Below are 16,260 nucleotides of genomic sequence, written 5' to 3' on the forward strand. Positions count from 1 at the left end.
TAAAACCTAGGCCGGCGTGTTTTTATAATTATTTTGGATTGAATTTGATGTTGACTTAGCGCCCTGAGCGCGGTACTAATATAAAAAGACAGCGAAACAAGAGTTTCGTAATTACAGAAATTAAATGGTATTAAATTTTATGCTTAACAATGCACTTAACCTAGTCCTGATTATTATCGTGGTGATTATTCCCGCGAGGGCTTCGTAGTGCTTTAAAAAACTAAGCATTGAAAGCCCTCCGCACTTAACCGTCCGGGGGGCTTTTTAGTTTTAGAGTTAAATTTTTAATGGGTTGTCAAACAGGAATGAGGATTTACTAATGACAGGCGCAGAACTAACAATAGATTTACTCGCCAAACACGGCGTAGATGAAGTATTTGGCTACCCAGGTGGTGCTATTATGCCCATTTACGATGCCTTGTATGGTGCGCCTGTAAAACATTATCTTACTCGTCATGAGCAAGGTGCAGGGTTTGCCGCCGTGGGCTATGCACGCAGTACTGGACGTTTAGGTGTGTGCTTGGCAACATCAGGCCCTGGAGCTACTAATTTAATTACCGCATTGGCAGATGCCATGATGGACTCAGTGCCTTTACTTGCTATTACAGGGCAAGTACCAACCGCCGCAATTGGCTCTGATGCTTTTCAGGAAATTGACGTGCTTGGCATGTCGCTTTCATGTACTAAACACAGTTACATGGTTGAGCGAGCAGAAGATTTAGCCGAAATATTACAAGAAGCGATGCATTTAGCACAAAGCGGCCGTCCTGGCCCCGTTTTAGTTGATATCCCCAAAGACATTCAAATGGCGCAGGTGCCTTTTAAACCTTGGTTAGCGGCAGATGAATACTTACCGCAACTTGATTTAAACCAAGTTGCTATCGCCAATCAATTACTCAGTGAAGCCAAGCAACCCGTAGCGTATGTTGGTGGGGGCGTTCATGCCGCTGATGCGCAAGCGCAGTTAATGCAATTTTTAAATAAAACGCAAATGCCTGCGGTTTCAACTCTTAAAGCATTGGGCAGTGTATTACCTGATTACGAATATGATTTAGGGATGCTAGGTATGCATGGCGGTCAAGCGGCTAATTTAGCCGTGCAAGAATGTGATGTATTAGTGTGTATTGGCGCTCGCTTTGATGACCGTGTAACAGGCAATTTAGCTAAGTTTGCTGCAAAAGCAAACGTAATTCATTTAGACATAGATGCAGCCGAGGTCGGTAAACGTAAACCCGCAAAAGCGTCATTAATTGCAGATTTAAAAACTTCACTTCCCGCCCTTGAGTGCGTGGTTACACCAAAAGCGTGGTGCGATCATAATAAACAAATGATGGTTAAGCATGCATGGCGCTACGACTATCCTGGCGAAAAAGTATTTGCCCCTTATTTACTTAATCAACTAAGCCAGCGTATGCCAAGCACCAGTGTTGTTTGCTGCGATGTGGGCCAGCACCAAATGTGGGTAGCTCAGCACATGAAGTTTAGCCACCCTTGCAACCATTTGAGCAGTGGTGGTGCAGGCACTATGGGATTTGGTTTACCCGCGGCTATAGGTGCACAGATAGCGCGTAAAGATGACTTTGTCATCACCGTTTCAGGTGATGGTTCAATCATGATGAACATTCAAGAGCTTGCCACTATTCGCCGTAATAATTTACCAGTAAAAATACTGATACTTGATAACCAGCGTTTAGGCATGGTGCGCCAATGGCAGGAGTTATTTTTTGAAGGGCGCTATAGCGAAACTAACTTGTCAGATAACCCTGACTTTGTACAGCTAGCGGCTGTTTTTGGTATTCCTGGGCAAACGATTACCCATGCCAACCAAGTGGATGATGCAATTACTACCTTATTAAATAGCGATGGGCCTTACATTGTTCATGCTTGTATCGATGATAAAGAAAACGTATGGCCACTTGTTCCGCCTGGGGCTGCTAACGATGAAATGATGACGGAGAAAGCACAATGAAACACAACTTAACAATTGCCTTAAAAAGTCAAAGTGTCGCAATCGAGCGCTTTTTACGTGTCGTACGTCATCGTGGTTTTGACTTGACTCACTTGCAGCTCAATATGGACGATGGTCAATATAATATGGCCATGACGGTTGATAGTGATAAACCAATTTATTTGCTTACCAGCCAGTTAAATAAGTTGGTTGATGTGAAACATGTGACGCTACAAAGCTTACAGCAACAAGCTGTATAAAATAAATTTAACGAATTTTACGAATAACCGGTTATTTGGTTATTCATCAATTTTTCGAATGAGGAATGCCCGCATTAACTGCGGCAAACACTGAGGTAACTATGGCTAAATTAAGAAGTGCAACCACCACTGAAGGGCGTAAACGCGCAGGCGCAAGAGCATTATGGCGTGCAACAGGCATGACTGATACCGACTTTGGTAAGCCAATTATTGCTGTTGTGAACTCATTTACGCAATTTGTACCGGGGCACGTGCATCTTAATCAGCTTAGTGAACTGATGGCTGAAACCATTACTCAGGCCGGTGGTGTACCAAAAGAATTTAATACCATTGCTATCGATGACGGTATTGCCATGGGTCATGGCGGTATGCTTTATTCACTGCCATCGCGCGATTTAATTGCCGACTCGGTAGAGTACATGGTGAACGGCCATTGTGCCGATGCGATGATTTGTATTTCTAACTGCGATAAAATCACCCCTGGGATGATGTTAGCTGCGCTGCGTTTAAATATACCGGTTATTTTTGTATCGGGTGGCCCTATGGAAGCGGGTAAAACTAAATTAGCCAATATCGATATTAAACTCGATTTAGTAGATGCCATGGTTAAAGGTGCCGATGAATCGGTAAGTGATGCCGACTCAGAGCAAGTTGAACGCTCAGCATGTCCTACCTGTGGCTCGTGTTCAGGGATGTTTACTGCCAACTCAATGAACTGTTTATTAGAAGCAATAGGCCTTGCGCTGCCGGGTAACGGTACCACGCTTGCGACCCACAAAGACCGTAAACAATTGTATGTTGAAGCAGGTGCTCGCATCGTTGATTTATGCCGCGAGTACTACCAAAAAGATAACCAAGACGTACTGCCTCGTGCCATCGCTAATAAAACCGCATTTATGAACTCTATGGTGGTTGATATTGCCATGGGCGGCTCATCAAATACGGTATTACATTTACTCGCAGCGGCACAAGAAGCCGGTGTAGATTTTGATATGTCACATATTGATGAGCTTTCACGTAAAACGCCATTTTTATGTAAAGTCGCGCCAGCTACCGCGCAATACCACATTGAAGACGTACACCGCGCTGGTGGCATGATGGCCATAGTACGCGAGCTTGGTAAAGCCGGCTTGGTTGATTTATCGGTTAATCATGTTGCCGGCATGACCATGGGTGAGTTGGTAAAAAAATGGGATGCAACGGATCCTAATAACGGAGCGGCGCGAAAGTTTTACCGCGCGGGTCCGGCAGGCATTCGTACCACCAAAGCCATGAGCCAAGATTGTCGTTGGGATGAGGGTGATAACGACCGTGAAAACGGTTGTATTCGCAGTGTTGAACATGCATTTCGTCAAGATGGCGGCCTTGCCGTGCTTTCAGGTAATTTAGCAATAGATGGCTGTATCGTTAAAAGTGCCGGCGTTGTCGATGAAATGCTGCATTTTGAAGGTACTGCTGTTGTTTATGAGTCTCAAGATGACTCTGTAGAAGGGATTTTAAATGGTGAAGTAAAAGCCGGCGATGTAGTTGTAATTCGCTATGAAGGACCTAAAGGCGGCCCAGGCATGCAAGAAATGCTATACCCAACCAGCTACTTAAAATCAAAAGGCTTGGCTGAAAAATGTGCCTTGATCACCGATGGTCGCTTCTCGGGTGGTACGTCAGGTTTATCAATTGGCCATGTGTCTCCCGAGGCAGCCAGCGGTGGCGCGATAGCTTATGTTGAAAATGGCGATAAAATTATCATCGATATTGCCACTCGAGAAATCACTTTAGCATTAAGCGATGAGGAACTCGAAGCTCGCAGGCAAAAACAATTGGCTCGTGGTAAACAAGCGTATAAGCCGCTTAACCGCAATCGCTATGTCTCATCTGCGCTTAAAGCGTATGCGCTACTTGCAACCAGTGCCGATAAAGGTGCGGTTCGCGATTTAGCCAAACTGGAGGAGCTTAGTTAGGTATGGTTTCTCAAGAACTCGATTATTTTCGCGCGATTATCCAAGCCAATATGGAGCCTTTAGCTAAGGTGACTGAGGTGAGTGAAATGGCCGAATTGAGTGCACGATTAGGTAATCATGTTTGGTTAAAACGTGAAGATCAGCAACCGGTGTACTCGTTTAAATTACGTGGTGCTTTTAATAAATTAAATAAGCTGCCAAAGGGCTCGGTTGTGATCACCGCATCGGCAGGTAACCATGCTCAAGGGGTGGCGCTGAGTGCTTCACACCTAGGGCATAAAGCCACTATTGTCATGCCCGTAACCACGCCTGAAATTAAGGTTAATGCGGTAAGAGCATTGGGCGGGGAAGTCGTGTTACATGGTCATCAGTTTGATGCCGCAAAGGCGTATGCGCTTGAATTAACTGAGCAGCGAAACGGCGTATTTGTCCCTCCATTTGATGACCCCGATGTCATTGTTGGTCAAGGCACAGTTGCCCGTGAACTAATGCAACAGCTGAACGACTTAGACGTGGTATTTATTCCTGTTGGCGGCGGCGGATTGCTGGCGGGTATGGCGGTATACATTAAATCGCTGCGCCCAGATATCAAAGTGATTGGAGTCGAGGCTAATGAAAGTGCTTGTTTAAAAGCTGCCATGGAAGCGGGAGAGCCTGTAGAGCTAGAAAGAGTAGGAAGCTTTGCCGATGGTGTTGCCGTAAAAATAATTGGTAGCGAAACATTTAGATTGGCGCAAAAGTTTTGCGATGAAGTGGTGACCGTATCAGATGATGAAATATGTGCTGCCATGCAAGATATTTTTGTATCAACCCGTGCTATTGCTGAGCCTTCAGGCGCACTTGCAACTGCAGGGCTTAAAAAATGGTCTCAGCAGTCGGGTTTAAAAGGGTTAAATTTAGCCGCTATTTTGTCTGGTGCTAATTTAAACTTTGATCGCTTACGTTATGTGGCTGAGCGCACTGCGCTGGGTGAGAAAAACGAAGCTTTATTAGCCGTAACCATTGATGAAAAGCGCGGTAGTTTTAAGCAGTTTTGTGCATCTTTAGGTGGGCGTGCTATTACCGAATTTAACTACCGATATGCAGGGCCTGGCGAGGCGCAAATTTTTGTTAGTATTGCACTGCGCCAAGGGTTAGCAGAACTTGAAGAGCTTAAACAAAGTCTAACAGATAACAAATATACCTTTTGCGATTTGTCAGATAACGAATTAGCAAAGCTGCATGTACGCTATATGGTTGGCGGTAAAGCGCCAGAGCAGTTACATGAACGCTTACTAAGGTTTGAGTTTCCAGAGTACCCAGGCGCATTGGCGCGCTTTTTAGATACGCTGGGTAGTAACTGGAATATCACTTTATTTCACTACCGTAATCATGGCGGGTCAATGGGGAATGTATTAGCAGGCTTTGCTATTGAACCAAGCCAATATGAGATGTTTAATGAGCACTTAAACCGCCTAGGTTACAGTGTTCAAGACGAAACCCATAACCCGTGTTTCACCCAGTTTTTAACTACCCAACCTCAAGCAGAAAAGCTTGAAAAGCTCGCCTTAGCATAATCCTACTTTAAGCAGGCATCTTCTGTGGATGCTTGCTTTATTAGCTGCTTTACATATAGTTACGTTAATCACTACGTTTTTTGGAAACTCTCTTTGTTACTTAAAGGAATGATAATTAGCGCCTGCCTTTTTTGTAGCCAGTTAATGGCGCAGGAATCAGTCACACTACAATTAAAGTGGACACATCAATTTCAATTTGCGGGTTATTATATGGCTCAGCAAAAAGGGTATTATGATGAGGCCGGTTTAGACGTCACTATTGTGCCTGCCGATCCAAAACGGCCCAATAGTTTTGGCGCGGTAGAGCGTGGTGAAGCCCAGTTTGGGGTTGCGCATTCTGGTATTTTACAGCAGCGTATTGCAGGTAAACCCTTTGTAGCCATGGCTGCCATATTACAGTTTTCTCCTTATTGCTGGATGGTCAAAGAAAGCTCTGATATTTTTCATGCCCGTGATTTTGTCAATAAACGTGTAAGTGAAGTGAGTAAAGAGAGCAATTCTGAGTTGTTAACTATGCTCAAGCGCAGCGGTATAAATATCGAAAAGTTGGTTATATACAAAGGCGATAAATTACAAAAAGCATGGATGGAAAATAAAATAGATGCCATCGAAGTCTATGTTACCGACTTACCTTATTATATGGATCAGCAAGGTATTGCTCATCGACTTATATGTCCACAACGTTATGGTATGGACGTATACGCAGATATTTTATTTACCAGTGATGACATGATTAAGTACCATCCCGATACGGTAGAAAAGTTTTACCAAGCGAGTTTAAAAGGGTGGCGTTATGCGGTAATGAATATGGATGAAGCCATCGCCATTACTCAGCAGTTTTATGCCCCTGAGCGTAGTTTTCATCAATTAGCTTTTGAGGCCGAAGTGCTAAAAGACTATATTGCGCCGCCAAGCACCAATGTGGGTAATATGTCGATGGCCAAATGGCGTTTGATTGCTGATTTATATGAGGTTGATCAAACAAAGTTTGACGAAGTAAAAGCCGATTTTATTTATAAATATAAAAAACAAGAAACGTTGCAGCTTTCTTGGATGCTGATTGCGGCCATTATTATTAGTATTATTTCTATTCCCCTTTATTTACGGTTAATGTTCAAAGCACGCTAATGGCTAATTTAACCAATAAAAAGGTGGGAAAGTTAAGTAATCCCCTTGCTCTGCGAGGTTAAAAAAATAACCGCTTAATTAGGCGCGAGTGTACTGGTATAATTTATTGCCTTTTTAATATTTTAAGCTGTTATGACCTTAACTGAGCAATTTACTGCCCTCGATTCGTTACTGATGAATACGCGCTCGTATTGGCAATGTACTGCGTTTGATTTTGACTGTTTACCATGGCCTGAATTACACAACCCCCTAACTGCTTTAACTGATCAGGACGTTGCTGAGTTAGATACTGATCAAGCGCAACTTTATCAGTTTTTTTCACCTTACATACCCGGTATTGAGCAATTAAGCCGATTAGCTTCACTTCCTGTCATAACAAGCAGTCGAACGGATTATCCGTTTTGGATTAGTAACGGTATTAAAGGACGAAAGTTTACACAGCTACAAGACTTTGTTGGTGCGCTACCTGCCAATGATCAGCCTATTTTAGAGTGGTGTGCAGGCAAAGGCCATTTAGGACGAATGTTAGCTTTTAATGGTGCGCCGAGCGTGCACAGTATTGAGCTACAATCTCACTTATGTGAGCAAGGACAAAAAAGTGCGCAGCAACAGGGGCTTGCTATGCAATTTAGCCAAGCTGATGTACTCACAGATAACACTCAGGATTTTTTTAACCCACAAACCCATGCCGTTGCTTTACATGCCTGCGGTGCGTTACATCAAACATTTATGCATCAAGCCAGTGCGGCCAAAGTAACACAAATTAGTTTTTCACCTTGTTGCTATCACTTGTTTACCGAGAATAATTATCAAGCAATGAGCGAACAGGCGAAGCGAAGTGCGCTTAATTTAACTCATCGAGATTTAAAACTCGCTTTGCAAGAAACTGTCACGGCTCCATCGCGAGTGGGCAAAGTACGAAAAACAGAAGTTGAGTGGCGACTCGGGTTTGATGCTTTAAGAAAGTCAGTCACCGGTGAGTTGGCGTATGTTAGTGTGCCCTCAGTGAATAAAGCAATATTTTCAGATTCGTTTGAATCATTTTGTAAGTGGGCGGCAGATAAAAAAGCCTTAAAACTGCCAAAAGATATTGATTACAATAAGTTTTTATTGATTGGGCAGGCGCGAAAAAAGGTGACAGAACGAGTTGAACTGGTTCGACATGTGTTTAGAAGAGCAATAGAAGTTTGGCTTGTGCTCGATCGTGCTTTATATTTGCAACAGCAAGGCTATAACGTCAGTGTTAGTACATTTTGTGAGAAGCACTTAACACCCCGTAATATTTTAATTTTAGCCAGTTTAACGCCCTCGACCTAAAAGAGATGTAATGAGAAATTTAAATAACCTACTAGAAAATAATAAACGCTGGGCATCTAGAACGAGCGAAGCTAATCCTGAATTTTTTAAAATTTTATCGATGCAACAAAATCCAGAATACTTATGGATTGGTTGCTCTGACTCACGAGTTCCTGCTAATCAAATTGTTGATTTACTACCGGGTGAATTATTTGTACACCGTAATGTTGCCAACGTAGTCGTTCACACCGATCATAATTGTTTATCGGTTATGCAGTACGCGGTTGAAGTATTAAAAGTAAAACATATTATGGTTGTTGGCCACTACGGCTGTGGTGGTGTACAAGCGGTATTAAACGAAGATCGCTTTGGCTTTATTGATAACTGGCTACGCCACGTTGGTGATGTAAAAGAAAAGCATTTAGAGCAACTTAACGCTCTACCAGAAAAACAGCGTCTTGATCGTTTAATTGAGCTTAATGTGATTGAGCAAGTGCGTAACGTATCGCGCACTAGCATTGTTCAAGATGCTTGGTTACGAGGTCAAGAGCTCACAGTGCATGGCTGGGTATATGGATTAGAAAATGGTCATTTGCATGACTTAGAGTCGGTAGTTAGCTGCGCTGAAGAAGAATACATTAGCTATAAAAAAGCTGTACACCATGTACTAAATAAATCTGCGGACAGTCACCTTTAATATGACCAAAACGGCGCTAATAATCGGCAGTACCGGCTTAGTGGGCAGCCAGTTATTACAACAGCTGTTAGCATCTCCTTGCTATACGAAAGTAGTGAGCTTATCGCGCCGCCAATTAGATTTTTCTCATCCTAAATTAACTAGCCATGTTATTGATTTTGAAAATTTGACGCATCATGTTGAATTGTTCAAAGGTGACGTGTTCTTTTCTTGCTTAGGGACCACATTAAAGCAAGCAGGTAGTGTGGCTGCACAACGTAAAGTTGATTTTGAATACCAATTTATTTGTGCGCAAATGGCGGCTAATAACGGTGTTCCTCATTATTGTTTGGTGTCATCAAGTGGCGCAAATGCGCATAGCATGAGCCGTTATTTAAAAATAAAAGGGGAACTTGAGCAGCAGGTAAAGCAGCTTGGCTTTTCGCGCTTGAGTATATTGCAACCGTCTTTGTTAGTCGGCGAGCGATCAGAGCTTAGAATTGCAGAAAAGCTAGGTGAGGTGGTACTGCCACTGTTAACGCGTTTTGGCATCTTCAAACGGTATAGACCAATAACCGGTGAGCAAGTAGCTAATAAATTGCTAAGGGTGAGCATAGAGCAGCAACAAGCAACGGGTTACTATGTGCTCGACGAGCTATTTGAATAACTGAGTGATTAGCGCCATAAAGCAGGTTCGTCTATGGCGTTATATTTATTATTCTGCGTCTGTTTTTGCCGATAATTGCTGTTCAAGTATCGCTACTTTTGCTTCTAATTCAGTTAGCTTTTCACGGGTGCGGATCAGCACTTGGCTTTGAATATCAAACTCTTCACGGCTTACAAAGTCCATTTCGGCAAGCTTATTTTGTAACACTTGCTTGGTTTTACCTTCAAGTGTATCAGCCAGGTTTTTTACACCTTGTGGCATGTTATTAGTGATCTGTTTCGCAATTTCTTCAAGTTTTGCTGGGTTAATCATAGTCGTCCCTTGCCTGTTGCCTAAAATGATAATAACTAATATTACCTTATTGGCTAGGCGTATTGTAGTGATTACGTTAAAATTGCCCGTCTTTTTGCAATCAGCTGGTCGTTATGAAACTCAATCCTAAACAAGATGAAGCGGTAAAGTACATTAGTGGTCCTTGCTTAGTATTAGCCGGCGCAGGCTCGGGTAAAACACGAGTTATTACCAACAAAATTGCTTACTTAGTACAGAAGTGCGAGTATCAAGCGCGTAATATTGCGGCGGTTACCTTTACCAATAAAGCGGCTAAAGAAATGCGCGAGCGGGTTTTGCAAACCTTGGGCAAACAAGAGTCTAAAGGTTTATGGGTGTCTACCTTTCATACACTCGGGCTTGAAATCATTAAAAAAGAGTTAAAAACACTGGGTTTTAAACCCGGTTTTTCGCTGTTTGACGACCAAGATACAAATCAATTACTTGGTGATTTAACCGAAGATGAGCTTAAAAAAGACAAAGACTTACTAAATCTACTTAAAATGCAAATTGGTAGTTGGAAGAATGAACTCATTTTACCAGAGCAAGCTATTCGCGAAGCCAGAGAGCCGCAAAGAGCCTTGTTTGCTCAGTTGTATGCGCGTTATCAAAATCAGCTTCGCGCTTATAATGCACTCGACTTTGATGATTTAATTATGATCCCTACGCTGCTTTTAAGCAGTAATGCCACTTCACGTGAACGTTGGCAGCAGCGTTTTCGCTATTTACTGGTGGATGAATACCAAGATACTAATACCAGCCAATACCAATTAGTAAAATTGCTGGTTGGTGAGCGTGCACGCTTTACCGTGGTAGGAGATGACGATCAGTCAATTTACTCTTGGCGTGGTGCTCGCCCACAAAATTTGGTGTTATTAAGTAAAGACTATCCAGGATTAAGATTAATAAAACTAGAGCAAAACTACCGTAGTGCAGGGCGTATTCTTAAAGCGGCTAATATATTGATTGCGAATAACCCCCATGAGTTTGAAAAAAAGCTCTTTAGTGAACTTGGCTATGGTGAGCAAATTAAAGTCATTGGTTGTCGCGATGAAGAGCATGAGTCTGAGCGTGTGGTTGCAGAGATTATTTCTCATAAGTTTATGAAGCGCACTAGTTATAAAGATTACGCGATTTTGTACCGAGGTAACCACCAAGCGCGTGGTTTTGAAAAGTCGTTAATGAGTAACCGTATACCTTATAAAATTAGCGGCGGGATGTCGTTTTTTTCACGTTCTGAAATTAAAGATATCATGGCTTACTTACGTCTTTTAGTGAACCAAGATGATGACAATGCCTTTTTAAGAATCGTGAATACGCCACGGCGTGAAATAGGCACGGTGACGCTTGAAAAACTAGGCACCTTAGCCAATGAAAAACATCAAAGCTTGTTTGCCACCTGTTTTGATAACGACTTAGGATACAGACTAAAAGGACGTGGTTTTAATGCGTTAGCTGGGTTTGCCCGTTGGGTGGTTGAGCTGTCGGATAACGCAGTACGCAGCGATACCTTAGAAGCGGTCAAAGATTTAGTGCGAAATATTAATTATGAAGCCTATTTATATGAATCATCACCGAGTGCCAAAGCCGCCGAAATGCGGATGAAAAATGTGTCCGAGCTATACCGCTGGATCACCGATATGCTGACTGGCGATGCCGATAACCCGCCAATGACGTTAGCTGAAGTGGTTAGTAAATTGACCCTGCGCGATATGCTAGAGCGTAACGAGGAAGAAGATGAAGCAGATGCAGTACAATTACTTACGCTGCATGCTTCAAAGGGACTCGAGTACCCTTATGTATTTATGGTAGGCATGGAAGAGGGGCTATTACCACACCAAGTAAGCATTGATGAGGATAATGTAGATGAAGAGCGCCGCCTTGCCTATGTAGGTATTACCCGCGCGCAGCAAGAGCTAACCTTAACGTATGCTAAAATTCGTCGTCAATTTGGTGAAACATCGCAAACAGAGCTCAGCCGGTTTGTGCAAGAGCTACCCCAAGATGACTTAGCCTTTGAAAACAAAAAAGCGCCTAACACCCAAGCTGAACGCATGGAAAAAGGCCAAGCTCGGGTTGCAAATTTAAGGGCAATGCTAAAAAAACCACAATAGCATGTGTTTAGCGTTATTTTGATTCTGAGCTTATAAGTGTAGCTGGTATAGCGCTGGTTAGTGGGTGCTGTTTAGCAACGAATAGGTTTATGCCGTGTTTATCTAAAAGAGCTCTAAAGTTTAATATTGATGGGCCTTTAGCTATCACTTTAATGTGTTTAAGTTTAGTGATAGCCAGCAAACCTTGTAGCTGCAAGTCATAGCATTCCTGCTGCAATATTCGTTTACTGAAAGTGGAGCTTAATAGTAAGTAATCAAATTCTATCTCGGTCACTAAATTAAGCTCGCATTTATCCTTTGCGAAATTATTTAGACCAATAGAGTAGCCCAGCGCTTTAAGCTGTTTTAAGTTTTCTAGTTGCAGCGCACTGGCGTAACGTAATTCTTGATCATCAAACAACAAACAAAGTGGATCAATGTTTAATGGCTGCTTTAGTGCAGCAGTTAATAAAGAGAACTCATGCTTTTCTAAAAGCAGACTTGAGCAAGGCAGAAGAGCAACGCTTATTTCAGCGTCTTTCGCTTGTTGATACGCTTGTAAAATCAGTTGGAGTTCTACTTTTATATGCTGTTCTTTATCACTTGCAAATTTCTTTAAAATATCAAAACTAGTAAAGCCAAGTACAGGGTGTTCACCAAACGCTTCAAATAATGAGGCATATTGATAATGCTCATCCATAGAAATAATATCTGAGCCACGAAGCGTCATAGGTAATACATCAAAATGGTGCAATGTTTGTGACTCATGTTGCAGCATTGGCTCTGTGAGTAACGGGTGAAATAATTCGAAGCGATTTTTACCAGAGTTTTTAGCGTAATACATTGCGGCATCAGCATCTCTAATAATTTCATCTGTATGTTTATAGCTTTGTTTTGAATAAGTGATACCAATACTCGCGCCGCTTTGCACACAAATACCTTTTGTACAAAAAGGTTTTCGCATGATGTTGATGATTCGATTTGCAACATCTTCAGCTTGGTTTGGCTCGGTTAAATGAGTGAGTAAAATGACAAATTCATCTCCCCCTAAGCGTGCTAATAAATCATGCTCACGGATACATTGAGAGAACAACTGACCCACGCTAATTAAAAATTCGTCTCCGGCATGGTGCCCAAGCTGGTCGTTTATATCTTTAAATTTATCAAGATCAATAAACAGTACCGCAAAGTGCTCATCAGGGTGACGTTGGTAAAACTGTAGCGTTTTTTCTAGCTGCGTTAAAAATAAATTACGATTTGGCAAGCTTGTTAATGAGTCATGGTGCGCATCGTGATACAGCTGCTGCTCTATTTTTTTACGCTCATCAATTTGCATCTGTAAATGCAAATTTGCTTGGCTTAGCTCTTTGGTTTTTTCGTTTACTCGAGAAGCGAGCTCTTGGTGGCTCTTTTTCAGCGCCTGTGAGGCTAATTTTGTTTGTAATACCGTGGCAATTTGATGCGATACAAAGGTTATGAGTTCTGCATCATCTTGTGTGAAAAGGTGTTCATTATTATAAGCTTGGCAAACAATTAAACCTATAACTCCTTGCGATGTTTTTAGCGGAGCGCCAAGCCAGCTGGTGGCTCTTCTAGATTCATCAATTGGTTTTTCACGCTCTACAATACCACTATCTAATAACTCTTGTGCTCTTTGCGGGTGAATTATTTGTGTTTCTTCAGTGCTGATCACCAGCTCACTGTACCCTTTTGCAAAGCGCCTTGGTTGGGTGCTGCCTTGAAATTCGTCAACACTGTAAGGAAAACTAATCCAGCCCGTTTCTTTATCATACAAGGCAATATAAAGATTTTTTGCGTAAGTGATGGTTTTTATTATTTCGTGTATTTGAAAATAAGCATCATCTAGGTTTTTAGCTTGAGTTGTCAGCTCTGAAATTTTAAATAATATTTGCTGGCGTTGCAGGGCGCTTTTTCGCTGTTGTATTTCAACATTTAAAGCATCATTGCTTTGCGTTAATGCACGGGTTCTTAGTTTTACTTCTGATTCGAGCAATTCTCGTTTCTTAACGCGTTCAATAGCTGTCGCTAAATAAAGTGATATTGCTTCAAGTAGGTTTATTTGTTGCGAACTATAACCTTGCTCAGTGTCGTAACTTTGCGCTGCCAATACGCCAATAATATTTTTTTCTTGATAAACTGGAACGCCTACCCAGTGTTCTGCAGGTGTACCTAATGCTTTAAATAAGCCTTGCTGTGCAGCATCATGCATTTGTTGCTTAGTGAAATAAATGGTCTTTCCTTGTTTAAACACATAACCCGTTGCGCCTTCTTTAAAATTATTCTCCCGATTAAGTGGTACAGAAATTCCATCTTTTTCATCAGAAAAATAAGACAGTTCCAACTGTTGTGATTGCGGCTCAACAAGCACCACATAAAAGCTTTTACTCGGGACATACTTTTGTAAAATGTCATGAATAGCTGGGTAAAGTAAGGTTAATTCGGCAACAGTACTTGCTTGCTCTGATAACTGTATCAGGGCATTGTGGAGGTGGTAGGCATGTTTGTACTTTTTCAATAGTGCTTTTAGTCGTTTATTTTGGCGCACTACGCTACTCGGTACAATGAGTTTATCTTCCAATGATGTTTAACCAGTTATAATTTTTTGTATAGTTATTAATCATTATAGTTCCACTTTTAACATTTTGCGTCAAGTAGATATTTATCTTATTATGCTGCGAAAAGTCGATAATTAGAAACAAAAAAGGCTTACTGTGAGTAAGCCTTTCATTTATAGTTTTTGCCTGACTGATTTTATTTAGCAGTCATAAAGTCGATTGCTGCGCTTATTTCATCATCAGAACAATCCATACATGTACCACGTGGCGGCATTGCATTGAAGCCATTGATTGCATGATCTAATAAGGTATCTTTTCCTTTAGCAATACGAGGAGCCCAATCGTCAGCTGATTTAGGAGCGCCTAAAGCACCTGTACCATGACAAGCAAAACAGGCCGCTTGATATACTTGCTCGCCTGAACGAGGCCCTGTTGGTGCAGCAACCGCTACTTTTTCACCTTCAAGGTAAACAGCACCGATAGGCGCTAAACGTTTTTTAATTGCATCTTCAGTCATAGAGTTATCATATGGCTGTGCGTATGCGGTGGTTGCTAGCACAAGTAATGCTGCAGCTGATAGTTTTTTCATTTTGCCTTGCCCACTTCAATTTGAACGTGATCAATCACGATTTTAAATGACGGAATTTAAACCAATTATAACTCCACTAAGTCATTTATAAAATGCTCAGAGTCGATTTTATTTAGAAATACGACTAATGATTGTCTTAACTCAATAAAATTACATGGTTTAGCGCGTAGTTAAATTATAAAACGGGATCATCACGCCTTTAATGCGATCAAAGCCCTTACGACTAACTCATAGCTAATACGTTACGCACTAACTTATCGATTCCTGCATCTGCATCCATAATAGATTGTGCCAACATATAGGCCGGTGTCGTAACGAGTTTATTGCTTTTATCAATAACAATATCATCCACTTTACACTCTACGTGTTCAGCGCCTAATGTGCTAAGAGCCTCGGCTGTGTCGCTATCATTACCAATAGTAAGCTGAGGTTTATGATAAATAAAAGGCAATAGAGCCGGTGCAATACACATGTAACCCGTGGCTTTTTTTGCATCCGCAAACGCTTTACAAGCGCTAAGTACTGCCTCGTTTACTTTAGCGTTAGTGCCATTAATAGCAAAGTCAGATAGATTTTTAGCTACCCCGAAGCCCCCAGGGACAATGAGTGCATCAAATTGTGTAACGTCTAATTCAGCGAGTGACTTTATATTGCCACGGGTGATGCGAGCTGATTCAACTAATACATTTCGCGGCTGTGCTATTTCTTCACCAGTGATGTGATTAATGGTGTGGTACTGCTCTATATCAGGTGCAAAGCACTGATACTGAGCATTATTTTTTTCAATGTGTAATAAAGTCAGTACCACCTCATTAATTTCACTACCATCAAACACACCACAACCTGCTAAAATTACAGCTATATTTTTCATATCATTTCGCTCCATTAAAGTCTCTTAAATAAAGTTTAACACGATGAATCAGCCGATTTAAAAATTTATTTGCTCGTTTTTTAGGCGCAAAGCACGTTGTTATGCGCTATATGCCATTTAGTGATTAGTAGCCATGAAAAAAATTATAAAGGATCGCTATGATCTTTGATCCATTATGCTAGAATGCCCATCCAGTTATTTAAATGGACGTAAATAATTAAGGTGGGTTGTAAAACCAGTGACGGTATAAATGCTTTTTCCACACTAATAAAAAAATAATAAAAAAGAACCTCGAATTATCTTTTTTTAGAC

General features: G+C 41.6%; 13 protein-coding genes. 9 read left to right on the top strand and 4 right to left on the bottom strand.

From position 1 onward, the window contains the following. The first annotated feature begins 319 nt into the window (after positions 1–319). From ilvG to LOC50_RS00625, 8 genes are all read left to right on the top strand, one after another. Complete coding sequence (gene ilvG / locus LOC50_RS00590; RefSeq protein WP_214553081.1) at positions 320–1,969, top strand: acetolactate synthase 2 catalytic subunit; 1,650 nt, start codon at positions 320–322, stop codon at positions 1,967–1,969. After that, entirely contained in the window at positions 1,966–2,208 is a 243-nt protein-coding gene (ilvM, locus tag LOC50_RS00595) for an acetolactate synthase 2 small subunit (RefSeq protein ID WP_008112745.1), read from the top strand. The genes ilvG and ilvM overlap by 4 nt, the downstream gene beginning before the upstream one ends. Positions 2,209–2,309: 101 nt before the next feature. Further along, positions 2,310–4,166, top strand: coding sequence for a dihydroxy-acid dehydratase (gene ilvD, locus LOC50_RS00600; RefSeq protein ID WP_250653894.1), 1,857 nt, complete (start codon positions 2,310–2,312; stop codon positions 4,164–4,166). A gap of 2 nt (positions 4,167–4,168) precedes the next feature. Continuing rightward, complete coding sequence (ilvA, locus tag LOC50_RS00605) at positions 4,169–5,722, top strand: threonine ammonia-lyase, biosynthetic (protein ID WP_250653430.1); 1,554 nt, start codon at positions 4,169–4,171, stop codon at positions 5,720–5,722. A 144-nt stretch (positions 5,723–5,866) separates the two neighbouring features. Next, complete coding sequence (locus LOC50_RS00610) at positions 5,867–6,850, top strand: ABC transporter substrate-binding protein (RefSeq protein WP_250653431.1); 984 nt, start codon at positions 5,867–5,869, stop codon at positions 6,848–6,850. 132 nt (positions 6,851–6,982) lie between these two features. After that, the gene (locus LOC50_RS00615; RefSeq protein ID WP_250653432.1) at positions 6,983–8,167 is read left to right on the top strand and encodes a methyltransferase; all 1,185 of its coding nucleotides are present in this window, start codon (positions 6,983–6,985) and stop codon (positions 8,165–8,167) included. 10 nt (positions 8,168–8,177) lie between these two features. Beyond that, the gene (gene can, locus LOC50_RS00620) at positions 8,178–8,843 is read left to right on the top strand and encodes a carbonate dehydratase (protein ID WP_036981050.1); all 666 of its coding nucleotides are present in this window, start codon (positions 8,178–8,180) and stop codon (positions 8,841–8,843) included. A 1-nt stretch (position 8,844) separates the two neighbouring features. Then, a complete protein-coding gene (locus LOC50_RS00625; protein WP_036981051.1) occupies positions 8,845–9,489 on the top strand; it encodes an NAD(P)H-binding protein in 645 nt (214 codons plus the stop codon). Between the two features lie 48 nt (positions 9,490–9,537). Here LOC50_RS00625 and ubiK read toward each other — a convergent pair whose 3' ends face one another. Next, positions 9,538–9,801 (bottom strand): ubiquinone biosynthesis accessory factor UbiK, encoded by a 264-nt coding sequence (gene ubiK, locus LOC50_RS00630; protein WP_008112735.1) that lies wholly within the window; start codon positions 9,799–9,801, stop codon positions 9,538–9,540. Positions 9,802–9,914: 113 nt separating this feature from the next. Between ubiK and rep the strand changes: the two genes are divergently transcribed. Continuing rightward, positions 9,915–11,933 carry a DNA helicase Rep gene (rep, locus tag LOC50_RS00635; protein WP_250653433.1) on the top strand — a complete coding sequence of 673 codons (2,019 nt, stop codon included), beginning with the start codon at positions 9,915–9,917 and terminating at the stop codon, positions 11,931–11,933. A 13-nt stretch (positions 11,934–11,946) separates the two neighbouring features. On the opposite strand, the gene LOC50_RS00640 is transcribed toward rep, so the two are convergent. The 3 genes from LOC50_RS00640 to elbB all read right to left on the bottom strand — a co-directional run bounded on the left by LOC50_RS00640 (position 11,947) and on the right by elbB (position 15,948). Beyond that, positions 11,947–14,511, bottom strand: coding sequence for a bifunctional diguanylate cyclase/phosphodiesterase (locus LOC50_RS00640; protein ID WP_250653434.1), 2,565 nt, complete (start codon positions 14,509–14,511; stop codon positions 11,947–11,949). 173 nt (positions 14,512–14,684) lie between these two features. After that, positions 14,685–15,077 carry a c-type cytochrome gene (locus LOC50_RS00645; protein WP_016899314.1) on the bottom strand — a complete coding sequence of 131 codons (393 nt, stop codon included), beginning with the start codon at positions 15,075–15,077 and terminating at the stop codon, positions 14,685–14,687. Positions 15,078–15,300: 223 nt separating this feature from the next. Further along, positions 15,301–15,948: an isoprenoid biosynthesis glyoxalase ElbB gene (elbB, locus tag LOC50_RS00650; RefSeq protein ID WP_028834474.1), complete on the bottom strand. Its 648-nt coding sequence runs from the start codon at positions 15,946–15,948 to the stop codon at positions 15,301–15,303. Positions 15,949–16,260 lie beyond the last annotated feature (312 nt).

Source organism: Pseudoalteromonas sp. SCSIO 43095, from assembly GCF_023650455.1.
GTDB classification, from domain to species: domain Bacteria; phylum Pseudomonadota; class Gammaproteobacteria; order Enterobacterales; family Alteromonadaceae; genus Pseudoalteromonas; species Pseudoalteromonas tetraodonis.